Below are 15,091 nucleotides of genomic sequence, written 5' to 3'. Positions count from 1 at the left end.
ATATGAAAAAGGTATTAATTACGGGAGGAGCCGGCTTTATAGGCTCTAATGTGGCTAGAAAGTTAGTTAAAGATGGTTATGAAATTACTATTCTGGATAATTTTCTAAAACAAATTCATGGAGAAAAAAATGAGTTAGCAGAAGATTTAAAAACAAAAGTAAAGTTAATTGTTGGTGATGTTGCAGATAGAGAATTGCTTTACGCTGCACTCAAAGACCAAGATGCTGTTATACATTATGCCGCAGAAACTGGAACAGGTCAATCTATGTATGCTGTTTCTCATTATTCAAACGTTAATATACAGGCAACCGCCAACTTATGCGATTATATAATTAATGAAAGTCATAGTATAAAGACGGTTATTGTTGCGTCTTCAAGGTCTATATATGGAGAAGGAAAATATAATTCTAACGAGTATGGAGTTGTTTATCCTAATTCAAGAACTTTTCAAAATATAAAAGAGAGCTTTGAGGTTTGTTGCCCAATATCCGGCAAACATAATTTAGAGGTTAAAGCAACCGATGAATCCTCTAAAATTCACCCTTCATCTTTCTATGGGATAACAAAACAAGTCCAGGAGCAGATGATTATACTTACAACTCAATTAAAAAATATCAATGGATTTGCTTTAAGGTATCAAAATGTTTACGGACCCGGGCAATCTTTGAAGAATCCTTATACGGGTATCTTATCTATTTTTACACGCTTGGCTTTACAAAATGAGGAAATAAATATCTTTGAAGATGGACTTGAAAGTAGAGATTTTATACACATTAACGATGTTGTTGAAGCAACAATAAGTTGCTTAAAAATAGAAGAAAAAGGACAGCATATTTTAAATGTAGGCAGTGGTGTTTCTGTTAATGTACTCGAAGTAGCTGAAGAGATAGTAGCTTATTTAAAAAGTGAATCTAAAATAGAAATTTCGGGAGCTTTTAGAGAGGGGGATATTCGCCATAACTTTGCAGATTTGGGATTAATTAAAAAAATAATTGGTTTTGAGCCTAAGTGGAGCTTTAAAGATGGATTACATAGTTTTATAGATTGGGCGCTTCTACAAAAAGATATTCCAAAAAATACAGATGATTATCTAAAATCATTGGACGAGTTAAAGGAAAAAGGACTGTTAAATGATTAATGAAAGCCAGCCGCTAGTTTCTGTAATTTTTACTAGCTACAACCACCATGAATTTTTAAAACAAGCTTTAGATAGCATCGTAGATCAGACTTATTCAAATTTAGAAGTGATTGTAATTGATGACAATTCTTCTGATGGCAGTCAAGAAATCTTAAAAGAATATTATGGTCGCTCCAATGTTTCCCTTCATTTGCTCGAAAAAAATACTGGAAGTTATGTAAAGGCTAGTAATTATGGTATTCCATTTGCTAAAGGTGAATTTTTGATGTTTGCCCAATGCGATGATTATGCTGCTCCTGAACAAATACAGGAATTAATGAAAGCTTTTTCAATTGATGAGAAAATTGGAGTTGTATATTCTAGAAGTAATCTGGTTGATGAGTATAATAATATTCTTGTTGATGATTTTGTTGGGAGAGAAAAGGCTTTTAAAGCTAATCATTATAAGAATAGCATAATTCCTAAACATCAGATGAGGGATTATTTAACTTTTTCATGTGTCATTCCCAATTTAAGTGCCGCCATTATAAAAAAAGACCTCTACATCAAAGCAGGATGCTTACCAAAAGATTATAGTATGGCTGCGGATTGGGCATTGTGGTTAAATTTATCTGAACTTACTGATTTTTATTATATTACAAAGTGCCTTAATAATTTTAGACAACACGGTACGACAATTAGAAGCCAAACTAAAATTAAAGTTCAGATAGAAGAAATCTACGCTATTTTCTATAACCATTTAAAAAAATATAATATCACTGGTAAAACCAAAACTAAATTTAAAATTGGTGCAGCTTCAGTATGGTTTGCATATTTTATCGAAAATACTAAAGCTGCGATAATATCATTTCCAAGTGTTACATCAAGTTTATTTAAATTAGAAAAATTTAATCTTTACTATTTGTTTTTAGGTGCCTTAAAACATATGAAGGAAGTGCTTCTTAAATTATGATTTCAGTTATAATTCCAACCTTCAATCGAGCTAAGAAGCTCAGGAAATGTCTGCTTTCATTGTGTGAACAAACCTACAAGGATTTTGAAGTGATTGTTTGTGATGACGGTTCAAAGGACGACACAAAGGCGGTAGTACAAGATTTTAAAGATAAATTAAATATTATTTACGAGTATGATACCAATTTTGGGGGACCAGCTAGGCCCAGAAATAGAGGATTGAGAATTGCTCGAGGAGAATTCATCGCCTTTCTAGATTCGGATGATTGGTGGTACCCCAATAAGCTATTGATTTGTAGTCAATTTGTTAAAGATTTTGATCTTATCTACCATGATCTGGATATTTATCATGATTTTGAAAAGCCAAAGGGAATTGCAAAGGGTAAAGTTTTAGCGGGTGATATTATGAAAGATTTACTGCTTAATGGGAACGTAATTGTAAATTCTAGTGTTTTAATAAGAAGAAGTATTGTTTCGCTTGTAGGGGAAATTTCAGAAGATAAAAGCTTGATTGCGGTTGAGGATTTCGATTATTGGATCCGGGTAGCTAAAGTAACGAACCGTTTCAAATACATTAATCAAAGTTTAGGAGGTTATTGGGAAGGGGAAAATATTTCTTATTCTATTAAACAGATAGAAAGAACCAAGAACTTATTGGACAAATATATTTTGGAACTTTCTGCTGATGAACAGAAATCTGCTCTATCACTCCATCATTTTAGCTCGGCCAGAACGTATCATGGATTGGGCCATTTTTCCGACGCAAAAAAATCTTATATTAATGGTTTATACAGGCCAAGCATGAGTAGGGTTGTTAAGGTAGTAGCAGGGTATTTGATGTGTTGCTTAAGTATTATAAAGATAAAGCTCAATGATTCAAAGTAAAAGGGCCATCGATTTAAATAAGATTTTAAAAATAGTCAATCTTGGTATTTTATTTTTACTATGGTATTCCTATTTAGAAAAAGGAGACGGGCTATACGTTAACCTTAATACAATACTATTAGGAACATTACTTTCTATTCAAATTGGTTTTTTTTTGTTTTTTGAAGAAAAGAGAAGAGATCCTTTTGTGATCTTATTGTGCTTACAGATGACAATTTATTTTCTTTTAAGGATCTTAACCTTATTAAATTATGAATTTTCCAATGTTTTTACACGCTACCCCTTCGTACCTGAAAATCTTAATGATGCTTTAGTTTTTATTTTAGTGGCTAACTTGATTTTTTATTTTGGTCTCAAAATAAATAATTTAAAGGCTAGTATCCTTAGTAAAGCTTCAAATGTTAAGCCTGCTAAAACCTATTTAGTTGTTATTTTTATTGGTATAGGATACTTTATCGCCTTCTATCAGAAGGGTGGCTTAAGCTTTTTAGAAGGGTTTATGGGTATGATCCAGAGTCTTTTCGTGAATTTGGGCATAATGTTATTTATGGCTATCGTTTTTTTGCTGCTTTTTAAAGAAAAAATTGATGTTAAAACGAAAAGAATTGTTTTTGTTGGAATTCTTTTTATGGTACTTATACAAACTCTTACCGGAAGTAGATCTGCTATTTTGTCTGTTATCAATTATTTACTATTTGCTTTGTTAGCCATACATGATTCAATTAAAGTTGAACGGAAATACTTAATACTTGGGGGGGGCTTGCTGCCGATCATGATCATCATATTTGCCTTATCCACTTTTCTTAGGCCAAGACTTGAAAACAGAGAAACAATTGGAAGTGAGACTTTTGAAGCCGTGAAAGAGTTTAATCTTAGTGAGGTTGTTGTAGATGGTTCCGATCTTGTTTTAATGGAGGTTTTTGATAGAATTGGTTTTTTAGATTATTGTGCCGAAACAATGTCTAATTCCGATAAGTATTCAGAGATATTCAATCCGATATATTACTTTAAAAGCATTGTCGACAATGTCTTAACGCCAGGTTTTACCATCTTCGATACACCAAGGGTTTCAAATGCTACAACATTTGTATATAATGATAGAGGAACCCCAAGTTTAGCAAGGGTAGGAGAAGGATATCAATCTGACGAGTTTACAATGTATGGCGAATTTTATGCTTTATTTGGAAAATGGTTTTCACTAATCCCTATATTCCTTGTTGGTTATTGTTTTAAAAGCATATACACACACATTAATCAAAGTAATATTTATCTATTTTATTTAAAGAGAGCTCTTATTCTGCTGGTCTTTTATTCTACTTTAAATAGTTTTGGGTTAGATTGGATTCTTTTAGATGTTGTAGCAATATTTTTTACTTATAAAATATTTAAGCGATTTTTTAAATTTAATTATATAACTAAAATTTAAGTGATAAACATTTAAAGTAAAAAGGTCAAGATAATTATTTAACAATTATTAAGTTTGCAATCTATGAATGAATACCTAAGTTTAAAATTAAAAGTGATTTCTTTTTTTTCCATGATACTTGTCGTGTTCTTACACTCATACAATTTGGTAGTTAACTTGGATTCTGAAGTTATTTTGTTAGACAATGGATATAGTTCATTTATTCAAATATTTTTAAGCCAAGGCATTTGTAGAGTTGCAGTACCTTTATTTTTCTCTATATCTGGATATTTATTTTTTTTAAATTCAGAAGGTCATTTAGGCGAATTTTTTTTAAAGTTTAGTAAAAGATTGAAAACAATCGTCATTCCATACCTTTTTTGGTCGATATCTTGGCTTCTATTGTTTTTCATTTTGCAATCTATAACCCGATTAGGTTTGTTTTTTAGTGGTAAGCATATTATTGATTATAGTGCTAAAGAGTTTCTTGCAACTATTTTTATAAACCCTATACCCTATCAGTTATGGTTTTTAAGAGATTTAATGTTTCTTGTTGTCATAGCTCCTTTACTATTCTATTTGATAAAAAAAACGAAGTATTTATTTCTTGTTTCGATTTTAATTATCTGGATTTTTGACTTCAATTTAATGATAATTGCAAATGAGTCTTTGTTTTTCTTTGTATTGGGGTCATTTATCAGTATCAATAATAACCAAGCCTTAAAAGAAAAGATTACTAAAGTTTCATTTATTTACATACTACTTTGGATAATTATACTTTTAGTTAGGACATCATTAATTCAATACTCATTTGAAAGCACTTTTGTAATTAGCTTGTTGCATAAAATTGGCGTATTAATAGGGGGGTTAGCAATGTGGAGTATGTATGACACTATGATTGCCTCAAAAAGAGAATTTGAAATTTATAATTATTCTTTTTTTATTTTTGTTTTTCATGAGCCAATGTTATCATTCGTGAAAAAAATCTTCTTTTACTTATCAAACAAAAGTGAATTGTTATCTTTAGTTATATATTTCGTAGCTCCTGTTTTAGTAATTGCCATTTGTCTGTTTGTAGGCTCGTTACTAAAACGAGTCGTCCCTAAATTCTATTTATTTATATGTGGGGGGAGATAATTTATATATGATTAATAATAAAATAATAAAAATAGGGATCGATGCATCACGCAACCGTTCAGGGGGAGCCAAAGCTCACGTAATTGGTTTAATATCTGATGGTGATCCAGCATTTCACGGTATTGATGAAGTTCATGTTTGGGGTTTTAAATCTTTACTAGATTCTCTGCCTGCTAAACCTTGGCTATTTAAACATAACCCAGTTGAGTTAGAAGAGTCTTTATTGAAACAAATCCTTTGGCAATGTTTTAAATTACAAAAGGAAGCTAAACTCAATGAAATCGATATATTATTCACAACTGATGCAAGTACTTTTTCTTCATTTTCTCCGATGGTAGTAATGAGCCAAGATTTAATACAGTATGAGCCAGGAATGATGAAAATTTATGGTTGGGGAAAAGCACGTCTTAGCAATATAATGAAATTGATTGTTCAAAATAAAGCAATGCGGAGTGCTAGAGGAGTTATCTTTTTAACGAAATATTCTATGAATACTGTTCAAAAAGTTACGGGTATACTTAAGAATAAGGTAGTAATACCTCACGGCGTTGGTAATCTCTTTAAAAATACAATTCATTTTCCCAAAGAAAACCTATCCAAGCAACAAGCAATAAAGTGCGTTTATGTTTCTAATACCGAAATGTATAAACATCAATGGAATGTTGTGAAAGCGATAGCAGGTTTAAGAAAAAAGGGCTTCCCAATTCAGCTTATCTTAGCTGGTGGTGGAAATGGTGCATCAAGGGAAATGTTAAATAATGAAATATTAAATTCCGATCCTAGTAAAGAATTTGTTAAAATAGTTGAGTTTGTAACTCCTCAACAAATGCCGGCATTGTTGTCAAATTCTGATATTTCCATTTTTGCATCTAGTTGTGAGAATCTGCCTGTAACACTTTTGGAGTCTATGGCTGTAGGTTTACCAATAGCATCTTCTAATCTTGGACCCATGCCAGAAGTCTTACAAGATGGAGGTGTTTATTTTGATCCAATGGATCATGCTTCAATTGAATTGGCAATAGAAGAATTGATTAAAAATGACGACACTCGTCTTCAAAAAGCAAAAAAAGCTAAACAATTAGCGGAATCTTATTCTTGGACTTCATGTTCGAACGAAACTTGGAATTTTTTAGTTAAAAATATTAAAACTTATGAATAGAGATAGTTACCAAATTTGTACCAAAACTGTGATGGATACCACCGATCCAACCATTATATTTAACGATAGAGGGGAGAGTGATTATTATACAAATTTCGTAGAAAACATTTTACCAAACTGGCACACAGATGAAAGAGGGTATACTCAATTAATGAAAGTTGCCGATAAAATTAAAGCAGATGGTAAAAATAGAGACTTTGATTGCATCATTGGTCTAAGTGGGGGTCTTGATAGTTCTTACTGTGCATATGTAGCAAAAGAAATTATGGGCCTAAGGCCTTTAATTTTTCATGTTGATGCTGGTTGGAATACAGATAAGGCTGTTGGCAATATTGAAAAACTTGTAAACGGATTAAACTTAGATCTTTATACAGAAGTTATTAATTGGGAAGAAATTAAGGATCTTCAGGTGGCTTTTCTAAAATCACAAATCGCAGATCAAGATTTGCCTCAAGATTATGCCTTCTTTTCAGCACTTTATAAATTTGCTAAAAAAAATAAGATAAAATATGTATTAACAGGTGGAAACTTTAGTACAGAATGTTGTAGAGAACCAGAAGCTTGGGGTGGATTTCCAGGTATAGACAAGGTTTTAGTTGCAGATATACATAAAAAATTTGGTAAAAAACCATTAAAAACTTTCCCTTTAGTCGATATTTTAGTTTACAAATTATATTATAAATATGTATTGGGAATGGAAGTTTTTAAACCCCTAAATTACGTACCATATACTAAAGAAGCAGCAGAAAAATTGTTGTTTGATAAATTTGGTTGGGAAAAATTTCAACATAAGCATCACGAATCAAGATTTACTAGATTTTATGAAGATTACTGGTTGCCAACCAAATTTGGTTTTGATCGTCGTAAATCTCATTTCTCAAGCTTAATTTTAACAGGGCAGATGAAAAGAGAAGAAGCACTTGAAAGATTAAAGTACCCAGAGGTTGATAGTCAGGTTATGGAACGTGAATTTGAATATGTTGCTCATAAACTAGATCTTACCAAGGAGCAGTTGAGAGAAATATATAGTGGGCCAAATAAAAAGTTTAGTGATTATAAAACTAAAATGGGTATTATAAGATTAGGTTCGAAAGTCATGCAGTTTTTGGGATTGGAAAAAAGATTATTTAGATAATGATTACAATAATTGATTATGGTGTTGGTAACATTAATTCATTCTTAAACGTTTACAGAAGACTTGACATCACAATTCGGGTTGCGAAAAATGCCAATGACCTAGTGGGTGCAAGTAAAATAATTTTACCAGGAGTTGGATCTTTTGATTATGCAATGCAACGGTTAAATGATTCTGGAATGCGTGAAAAATTGGATGAGCAAGTACTGATTAATAAAGTACCAGTAATTGGTATCTGTGTTGGTATGCAAATGATGGGTAACTATAGTGAGGAGGGAACTGAAGAAGGTTTAAAATGGATTGATGCAAGTATTAATAAGTTCGACGAAAGTAAGATTAATATTCACACAAAATTACCCCATATGGGTTGGAATGACGTTATTCCTGTCAATAATCATTTTTTGTTTAAAGGATTAGAAAATGAATCTCTTTTTTACTTTTTACATAGCTACTATTTTCATTGCAATAACAAAGAAAATATAATTGCATCTTCAAAGTATGGTGAAGAGTTTGCCTGCGCAATTAATAAAGAAAATATATACGGCATTCAGTTTCACCCCGAGAAAAGCCATCACTATGGGGAAATTCTGTTACACAATTTTGCTAAAATTTAATAATGCTAAGACCTAGGATAATTCCAAGCCTTCTAATTCATGATAATGGTCTTGTAAAGACTGTTAATTTTAAAAACCCTAAGTACGTTGGGGATCCCATTAATGCTGTTAAAATTTTTAATGAGAAAGAAGTTGATGAGCTTGTGGTTTTTGATATTGATGCAACTGTAAATAATGCAGAACCAAATTATAACTTAATTGAAAAACTTGCTGTACAATCAAGAATGCCTTTGTGTTATGGTGGAGGTGTTAAAACCGTGGAACAAGCACAACGTATCTTCAGCTTAGGGGTAGAAAAAATAGCTTTTAGTTCTGCAGTATTAGAAACGCCTGAGTTAATTATGGAGGTTTCTGAAAGAGTTGGAAATCAAAGCGTAATTGTGGTTTTGGATATAAAGAAAAAGCTTTTGGGGGGATATGAAATCTATACGCATAATGGAAAAAAATCAGCTGGTGTAGATCCCTTCAAGTTTATTGAGCAAGCTCAAAAATTGGGAGCTGGTGAAATTATAATTAATTCTATAGATAAAGATGGTGTGATGAAAGGCTTTGATTTTTCGCTTTTAGATAAATTGCGAAAACAGATAAGCGTTCCAATGACTGTATTGGGCGGGGCTGGTTCTTTGGCTGATTTAAAAGAGGTTATTGATAGGTATGGAGTTATTGGTGTAGCGGCTGGAAGTTTGTTTGTATTTAAAGGGGTATATAAAGCGGTACTTATAAATTATCCTTCTAAAGAAGACAAAATGAACTTGTTTAAAAACTTATATGAAAATAGTTAACAAAATATTATTAATTACTGGGGGGACAGGTTCTTTTGGCAACGCTGTGTTAAATAGATTTCTTCACACAGATCATTTTAGTGAGATAAGAATTTTTTCCAGGGATGAGAAGAAGCAACATGATATGAGGGTTGCTCTAAATCATCCAAAATTAAAATTCTACATAGGCGATGTAAGAGACTACACAAGTGTTGAGAATGCAATGAGAGGTGTTGATTTTGTATTTCATGCAGCTGCCTTAAAGCAGGTTCCATCTTGCGAATTTTTCCCTCTTGAAGCAACAAAAACCAATGTTTTTGGAACCCAAAATGTAATTGATGCGGCAGTAGCCAACAAAATAACCAAAGTAATTTGTTTAAGTACAGACAAAGCAGCCTATCCAATAAACGCAATGGGGATTTCAAAAGCCCTTATGGAAAAAGTCGCGGTGGCTGCATCCAGAAATATTACAAACAACACTACTACAGTTTGTTTAACCCGTTATGGAAACGTAATGGCTAGCAGGGGTTCGGTAATACCTTTATTTCTACAACAAATAAAGGACGGACAAGACATCACTATAACAGATCCTGCAATGACCAGATTCTTGATGTCTTTAGATGAAGCTGTTGACTTAGTTCTATTTGCTTTTGAACATGGAAACCAGGGAGATTTGTTTGTAAACAAAGCACCGGCAGGTACGATCGGTGATTTGGCACAAGCATTAAAGGAATTGTGCAATGCAGATACTAAAATTAAAGTAATTGGTACTCGTCATGGAGAAAAGTTATATGAAACCCTATGCACAAGAGAGGAAATGTTGAAGGCAGTGGATATGGGTGAGTTTTACAGAATTCCTGCAGATAACCGCGATTTGAATTACGCCCAATATTTTTCTGAAGGTGAGAAAGATATTTCAAAGATTGAAGATTATCACTCCCATAATACAAAACAGGAAGACGTAGAAGGAATGAAAAAACTACTTAGCAAGCTTCCCTTTATTCGAAAAGAAGTTTTTAATGAGAATAATATTACTCAATACCTTGGATAATTAATTCTTTTAATAAATGAATGCAAGTTTAATACAAGGCAAAATACATACAGATACCAGAGGTATTTTAAGATTTTTCAACGATTTTGATATGAGTTTGGTAAAGCGTTTCTATGTGACTGAACAACTTGATACGTCTATTGTACGAGGATGGCAAGGTCACAAAAAGGAACAAAAGTGGTTTTACGTTGTAAACGGCACATTTAAATTAATTTTAGTAAAGCCTGACGATTGGGAAAATCCATCAGAAAACTTGCCTTTTGAAGAATTTATATTAGAGGCATCAGCCAATAGGGTAATTAATATACCACCTGGAATAGCTACAGGTTTTCAGGCACTAGAGCAACCATCTAAAATGATTATATTTTCAGATTTAACCCTTGAGGAATCAGTTAATGATGATTTTAGGTTTGAAAAGAATTTATGGTATAAGTGGTAATAAAATTTGAAATAACAATACTCAATATATGCAAAAATTAAAAGTAGCGACTATCGTTGGCACTAGACCTGAAATTATAAGATTGGCCGAATGTATAAAAAAATGTGATCAGTTTTTTGAACACATTCTAATTCATACCGGGCAAAATTATGATTATGAACTAAACGAAATTTTTTTTGAGGATCTGGAACTTAGGAAGCCTGATTATTTTTTAAGTGTTGCGGGTAATAGCTTGGGTGAGACTATTGGTAATGTTATTGCAAAATCCTATGAGGTGCTCCAAAAGGAAATGCCGGATGCTCTACTTGTGCTCGGTGATACTAATAGTGTGTTATCTACAATCGCTGCAAAAAGATTAAAAATTCCTATTTTCCATATGGAAGCTGGGAATAGATGTTTCGACCAAAATGTGCCTGAAGAAATTAATCGTAAAATTTCCGATCACATAAGTGATATTAATTTATGCTATACTGAACATAGTAGAAGGTATTTACTAAGCGAAGGATTTAGAAAAGATCATGTATTTGTTACCGGGTCACCACTTAAAGAAGTGCTGATTAAATATGCTACACAAATTCAAAATTCAATTGTAGTTGAAAAGCTTAAATTAGAAGTTGGGAAATATATTGTTGTAAGTGCACACCGTGAAGAAAATATAGATTTAAAAAATCATTTTGAAATTCTTTCAGAAAGCCTTAATGCCGTTGCAGAAACCTATCAGATGCCAATTATATTTTCTACACATCCAAGAACACAAAAGAGAATAATACAAAAAAATATTCAATTTCATCCACTTATTCGAAATGTGCAGCCGCTTGGCTTTTTTGATTATGTTCATCTACAAAAACAATCGTTTATTGTATTGTCAGATAGTGGTACAATCAGTGAAGAATCTGCCATGATGAAATTCCCGGCTATTAGCATAAGAACGAGTACGGAAAGACCAGAAGCTATAGATGCAGGTTCTATTGTGTTAGGAAGTATAAGTAAGGATGAAATATTACAAGCAATTGCCGTAGTTAAGGGGACAGAGGGTAATGGTGATGAACTACCGTGGGAATATAATGTAGAAAATACTTCAAATAGAGTGATTAAAGCGATTCAAAGCTATACATCAATCGTAAATAGGGTAACGTGGAACAAATGAGAAAGGTAGTTGTTATTGGGTCAAAAGGTATGGCTGGCCATGTAATTTATCACTATTTAAAAGAGCATACAACACTTAAGATTGTTGATATAGCCCGAGGTAGTGACTTTCATAATCCCTCACACAAAATTGATGTGACTGATTTCGAAAAACTAACTGAAGTTTTAGAAGAAGAAAACCCAGATTTCGTTATTAATTGTGTTGGAATATTAAATAAAGATGCTGAAGACAATCCGGAAAAGTCAATCTTATTAAATTGTTACTTTCCTCATTTCTTAGCGAAAATTGGTAAAGCCATTAGCTTTAGATTAATTCATATTAGCACCGATTGTGTATTTGACGGTAAAAGAGGTGGATATACGGAAGCAAGTTTGAAAGACGGCAAAGGTTTATATGCAGAAACAAAATCACTTGGTGAAGTTACTTATGGGGATAATTTAACTATTCGTACATCCATAATAGGACCAGAATTAAAAAAAGAAGGTATAGGCCTATTTCATTGGTTTATGAATCAAAAAGGTAAAGTTAGAGGTTATACAAATGCATATTGGACAGGTATAACTACAATTGAATTAGCGAAGGTTATCATCGCTGCGATAGATGAAGATATTACAGGTTTACATCATGTCGTCAATAATGAAAAAATAAACAAGTATGATTTGATAAATCTTTTTAAGCAAATATTTAACAAGACTGATATTGAAATAGAACCTTTTGCTGATTATAGCATAGATAAATCATTGATAAAAACTAACGATTCATTTAAATATGTAGTACCATCCTATAAACAAATGTTGCAGGAAATGAGCGTCTGGATTGAGGAGAAACGTTCGCTTTATAAGGTTTATTAATTGATGAAAATTCTGATAGTAACCCAATATTTTTGGCCAGAAAGTTTCAGGATAAATGATATCGCTTTAGCACTAGTTGAAAGAGGGCATGAAGTAGAAATATTGACCGGTAAGCCAAATTATCCTCAGGGTAAGTTTTATAAAAACTACTCCTTTTTATCAAAAAGTACTGAGTTTTGGAATGATATAAAAATACATAGAGTAAACCTCATTTCAAGAGGAAAGTCGGGTGGTTTACGATTGATGATGAATTATCTATCCTTTGCTATCTTTGCTTCATTCAAAGCTTTTTTCATTAAGGGGAATTTCGACAAAATATTAGTGTACGAGCCATCTCCCATTACTGTTGGGATACCAGCCATCATCTACAAGTTCAGAAAAAAGACACCTATTTATTTTTGGGTTCAGGATCTATGGCCGCAAAGTGTAACTGCTGCAGGTGGCATTAAAAATAAGACGATTTTAAATGCTTTAGAAAATTTAACAAGATGGATTTATAAAAATAGTAACAAAATCCTCATTCAATCTGAAGCGTTTAGAAATATACTACTTGTTCAAAAAGTTAATAATAATAAAATTATTTATTACCCTAACTCTGTTGAAGACTTCTTTGTAGTGCAAGATCCATCCCCAGAAGTTTTGATTACTTTGCCAAAAGGGTTTAAAATTATGTTTGCTGGGAATATTGGTGAGTCACAAGACTTTGATACTATAATGGAAGCAGCTAAGATTGTCTCTAAAGTAAACAAGGAAATTAAGTGGATAATTTTGGGTGATGGTAGAAAAAAGACTTTTGTAGAAGAAAAGATAAAGCAGTACAATTTAATGGATAATGTCATTTTATTAGGTTCACACCCGGTGAATTCAATGCCTGGCTTTTTCTCTTGTGCCGATTGCCTATTAGTAAGTTTAAAAAAGGATTATATTTTTAGCTTAACCATTCCTTCAAAGATTCAGTCCTACTTAGCTTGTGGAAAACCTATTCTTGCGTCACTTGATGGTGAGGGTGGAAGGGTTGTAAAAGAAGCTAAAGCTGGATTAGTTAGCGAGGCAGAGAATCCACAACTTTTAGCTGGTAAAGCTTTAGCAATGGCAAAGTTAAATCCGCAAGAATTAAGAGAAATGGGAAAAAATTCGAGGATATACTTTGATGCAAATTTTGAACGAGAATTACTTATAGATAAGTTAGAATATATTTTAAATTATGAATAAGATCACATTAACGGGTGCCACAGGGTTTGTAGGACAGAATTTAATGCCATATCTAAATAATTTAGGGATTAATGCTCAAGGAATTAACAGAGATGATTTGGTTAATCAAAATTGGGATCTAAGCAATACTAATGCAATCATTCACCTCGCTGGCAAAGCTCACGACCTTAAAAAGTTTTCAAATCCTGATGAATATTATCAGGTTAATTTTGAGTTGACAAAAGGTCTTTATGATGCTTTTCTAAAATCCAAAGTTGAGAAATTCATTTTCATAAGTTCCGTTAAGGCAGCTGCTGATGGCGTTGAAGGAGTGTTAAAGGAAGACGTTATAGCAAATCCACTAACTCATTATGGTAAATCAAAATTGATGGCAGAGCAATATATTCAATCGCAAAAATTACCAGAAGGGAAATCTTATTATATTTTACGTCCGTGTATGATTCACGGACCGGGTAATAAGGGGAACCTAAATCTTTTATACAAGTTTGTTCAAAAGGGAATACCATACCCATTAGCCGCTTTTGAAAATAGACGTTCCTTTTTAAGTATAGAAAATTTATGTTTTGTAATCAAATCTCTTCTTGATCAAAATATTCCTTCAGGTATTTATAATGTTGCTGATGATGAAAGTTTATCTACAAATGAAGTGGTTAGTATATTATCTGATTCTTTAGGGAAAAAGCCTAAGCTTTGGAAAGTTCCATCAAACTTAATTAGGCAAATTGTTAAAATTGGTGATATATTAAATTTGCCTTTAAGCACAGAACGACTGAATAAGTTAACTGAAAATTATATTGTTAGCAATCAGAAGATAAAAGAGGCAATTAAATTACCTTTTCCAACTGATATAAAAATGGGATTATTAAAAACTGCTGATTCCTTTCGAAACCATAAATAATTTTTTTAGTGGAATACACAAGTCAGGTGTTATTAGATGATAATCTTATATAAGCAATGAAGAAAAGCTGTATTTAATAAATGGGTAATGTTTATATTATTTTTTATAACCAACACATTTTAAGACAAAGATTATAAAAGACAGTATAGCGGTCTAAAGCATTTAGTATTTATTTAATACCTAAATAAGATGCTTTCTTCTATAAACTGAGGGTTGACAACAAAATATAATAAAATAATAATTTCATTAAATATATGAAAATAGCCGTAGTTGGTACCGGATATGTAGGTTTAGTTACCGGAACTTG

At 32.2% G+C, this 15,091-nt stretch carries 15 protein-coding genes; all 15 read left to right on the top strand.

Annotated elements, in window-relative coordinates; translation table 11 throughout:
• Nucleotides 1–2: 2 nt before the first annotated feature.
• The 15 genes from ACFOWA_RS01985 (at nt 3) to ACFOWA_RS01915 (ending at nt 14,784) form a co-directional block, all read left to right on the top strand.
• Complete coding sequence (locus tag ACFOWA_RS01985) at nt 3–1,139, top strand: SDR family NAD(P)-dependent oxidoreductase (RefSeq protein WP_378981249.1); 1,137 nt, start codon at nt 3–5, stop codon at nt 1,137–1,139.
• A complete protein-coding gene (locus tag ACFOWA_RS01980; RefSeq protein WP_378981247.1) occupies nt 1,132–2,091 on the top strand; it encodes a glycosyltransferase in 960 nt (319 codons plus the stop codon). Before ACFOWA_RS01985 ends, ACFOWA_RS01980 begins: the two co-directional genes overlap by 8 nt.
• Nucleotides 2,088–2,975: a glycosyltransferase family 2 protein gene (locus ACFOWA_RS01975; RefSeq protein WP_378981245.1), complete on the top strand. Its 888-nt coding sequence runs from the start codon at nt 2,088–2,090 to the stop codon at nt 2,973–2,975. Before ACFOWA_RS01980 ends, ACFOWA_RS01975 begins: the two co-directional genes overlap by 4 nt.
• Entirely contained in the window at nt 2,962–4,401 is a 1,440-nt protein-coding gene (locus ACFOWA_RS01970; protein WP_378981243.1) for a hypothetical protein, read from the top strand. Before ACFOWA_RS01975 ends, ACFOWA_RS01970 begins: the two co-directional genes overlap by 14 nt.
• A 63-nt stretch (nt 4,402–4,464) precedes the next feature.
• Entirely contained in the window at nt 4,465–5,517 is a 1,053-nt protein-coding gene (locus ACFOWA_RS01965; protein WP_378981241.1) for an acyltransferase family protein, read from the top strand.
• A gap of 7 nt (nt 5,518–5,524) precedes the next feature.
• Nucleotides 5,525–6,676, top strand: a complete 1,152-nt coding sequence (locus ACFOWA_RS01960; RefSeq protein WP_378981240.1) for a glycosyltransferase family 4 protein — start codon at nt 5,525–5,527, stop codon at nt 6,674–6,676.
• Nucleotides 6,669–7,811, top strand: a complete 1,143-nt coding sequence (locus ACFOWA_RS01955; protein ID WP_378981238.1) for an N-acetyl sugar amidotransferase — start codon at nt 6,669–6,671, stop codon at nt 7,809–7,811. Before ACFOWA_RS01960 ends, ACFOWA_RS01955 begins: the two co-directional genes overlap by 8 nt.
• Nucleotides 7,811–8,425 carry an imidazole glycerol phosphate synthase subunit HisH gene (hisH, locus tag ACFOWA_RS01950; protein WP_378981236.1) on the top strand — a complete coding sequence of 205 codons (615 nt, stop codon included), beginning with the start codon at nt 7,811–7,813 and terminating at the stop codon, nt 8,423–8,425. The genes ACFOWA_RS01955 and hisH overlap by 1 nt, the downstream gene beginning before the upstream one ends.
• A 2-nt stretch (nt 8,426–8,427) precedes the next feature.
• On the top strand, nt 8,428–9,207 hold the full coding sequence (locus tag ACFOWA_RS01945; RefSeq protein ID WP_378981234.1) for an AglZ/HisF2 family acetamidino modification protein: 780 nt from the start codon (nt 8,428–8,430) through the stop codon (nt 9,205–9,207).
• On the top strand, nt 9,194–10,237 hold the full coding sequence (locus ACFOWA_RS01940) for a polysaccharide biosynthesis protein (protein ID WP_378981232.1): 1,044 nt from the start codon (nt 9,194–9,196) through the stop codon (nt 10,235–10,237). The genes ACFOWA_RS01945 and ACFOWA_RS01940 overlap by 14 nt, the downstream gene beginning before the upstream one ends.
• A 16-nt stretch (nt 10,238–10,253) precedes the next feature.
• Nucleotides 10,254–10,676 carry a hypothetical protein gene (locus tag ACFOWA_RS01935; protein ID WP_378981230.1) on the top strand — a complete coding sequence of 141 codons (423 nt, stop codon included), beginning with the start codon at nt 10,254–10,256 and terminating at the stop codon, nt 10,674–10,676.
• Nucleotides 10,677–10,704: 28 nt separating this feature from the next.
• On the top strand, nt 10,705–11,823 hold the full coding sequence (wecB, locus tag ACFOWA_RS01930; RefSeq protein ID WP_378981228.1) for a non-hydrolyzing UDP-N-acetylglucosamine 2-epimerase: 1,119 nt from the start codon (nt 10,705–10,707) through the stop codon (nt 11,821–11,823).
• Entirely contained in the window at nt 11,820–12,674 is an 855-nt protein-coding gene (locus ACFOWA_RS01925; protein ID WP_378981226.1) for a dTDP-4-dehydrorhamnose reductase family protein, read from the top strand. Before wecB ends, ACFOWA_RS01925 begins: the two co-directional genes overlap by 4 nt.
• A 3-nt stretch (nt 12,675–12,677) precedes the next feature.
• A complete protein-coding gene (locus ACFOWA_RS01920; RefSeq protein ID WP_378981224.1) occupies nt 12,678–13,886 on the top strand; it encodes a glycosyltransferase family 4 protein in 1,209 nt (402 codons plus the stop codon).
• The gene (locus tag ACFOWA_RS01915; RefSeq protein ID WP_378981222.1) at nt 13,879–14,784 is read left to right on the top strand and encodes an NAD-dependent epimerase/dehydratase family protein; all 906 of its coding nucleotides are present in this window, start codon (nt 13,879–13,881) and stop codon (nt 14,782–14,784) included. The genes ACFOWA_RS01920 and ACFOWA_RS01915 overlap by 8 nt, the downstream gene beginning before the upstream one ends.
• Nucleotides 14,785–15,091 lie beyond the last annotated feature (307 nt).

It is taken from the genome of Pedobacter lithocola, assembly GCF_042650845.1.
Taxonomy (GTDB): Bacteria; Bacteroidota; Bacteroidia; order Sphingobacteriales; family Sphingobacteriaceae; genus Pedobacter; species Pedobacter lithocola.
Note: the sequence above shows the minus strand (reverse complement) of the source record. Positions and strands in the feature narration are given on the sequence as shown.

Coding starts and splice junctions, on each gene's coding strand:
- ACFOWA_RS01945 (WP_378981234.1), top strand. CDS start 8,428: ATGCTAAGACCTAGGATAATTCCAAGCCTTCTAATTCATGATAATGGT.
- ACFOWA_RS01960 (WP_378981240.1), top strand. CDS start 5,525: ATGATTAATAATAAAATAATAAAAATAGGGATCGATGCATCACGCAAC.
- ACFOWA_RS01935 (WP_378981230.1), top strand. CDS start 10,254: ATGAATGCAAGTTTAATACAAGGCAAAATACATACAGATACCAGAGGT.
- hisH (WP_378981236.1), top strand. CDS start 7,811: ATGATTACAATAATTGATTATGGTGTTGGTAACATTAATTCATTCTTA.
- ACFOWA_RS01980 (WP_378981247.1), top strand. CDS start 1,132: ATGATTAATGAAAGCCAGCCGCTAGTTTCTGTAATTTTTACTAGCTAC.
- ACFOWA_RS01975 (WP_378981245.1), top strand. CDS start 2,088: ATGATTTCAGTTATAATTCCAACCTTCAATCGAGCTAAGAAGCTCAGG.
- ACFOWA_RS01920 (WP_378981224.1), top strand. CDS start 12,678: ATGAAAATTCTGATAGTAACCCAATATTTTTGGCCAGAAAGTTTCAGG.
- ACFOWA_RS01985 (WP_378981249.1), top strand. CDS start 3: ATGAAAAAGGTATTAATTACGGGAGGAGCCGGCTTTATAGGCTCTAAT.
- ACFOWA_RS01965 (WP_378981241.1), top strand. CDS start 4,465: ATGAATGAATACCTAAGTTTAAAATTAAAAGTGATTTCTTTTTTTTCC.
- ACFOWA_RS01955 (WP_378981238.1), top strand. CDS start 6,669: ATGAATAGAGATAGTTACCAAATTTGTACCAAAACTGTGATGGATACC.
- ACFOWA_RS01915 (WP_378981222.1), top strand. CDS start 13,879: ATGAATAAGATCACATTAACGGGTGCCACAGGGTTTGTAGGACAGAAT.
- wecB (WP_378981228.1), top strand. CDS start 10,705: ATGCAAAAATTAAAAGTAGCGACTATCGTTGGCACTAGACCTGAAATT.
- ACFOWA_RS01970 (WP_378981243.1), top strand. CDS start 2,962: ATGATTCAAAGTAAAAGGGCCATCGATTTAAATAAGATTTTAAAAATA.
- ACFOWA_RS01925 (WP_378981226.1), top strand. CDS start 11,820: ATGAGAAAGGTAGTTGTTATTGGGTCAAAAGGTATGGCTGGCCATGTA.
- ACFOWA_RS01940 (WP_378981232.1), top strand. CDS start 9,194: ATGAAAATAGTTAACAAAATATTATTAATTACTGGGGGGACAGGTTCT.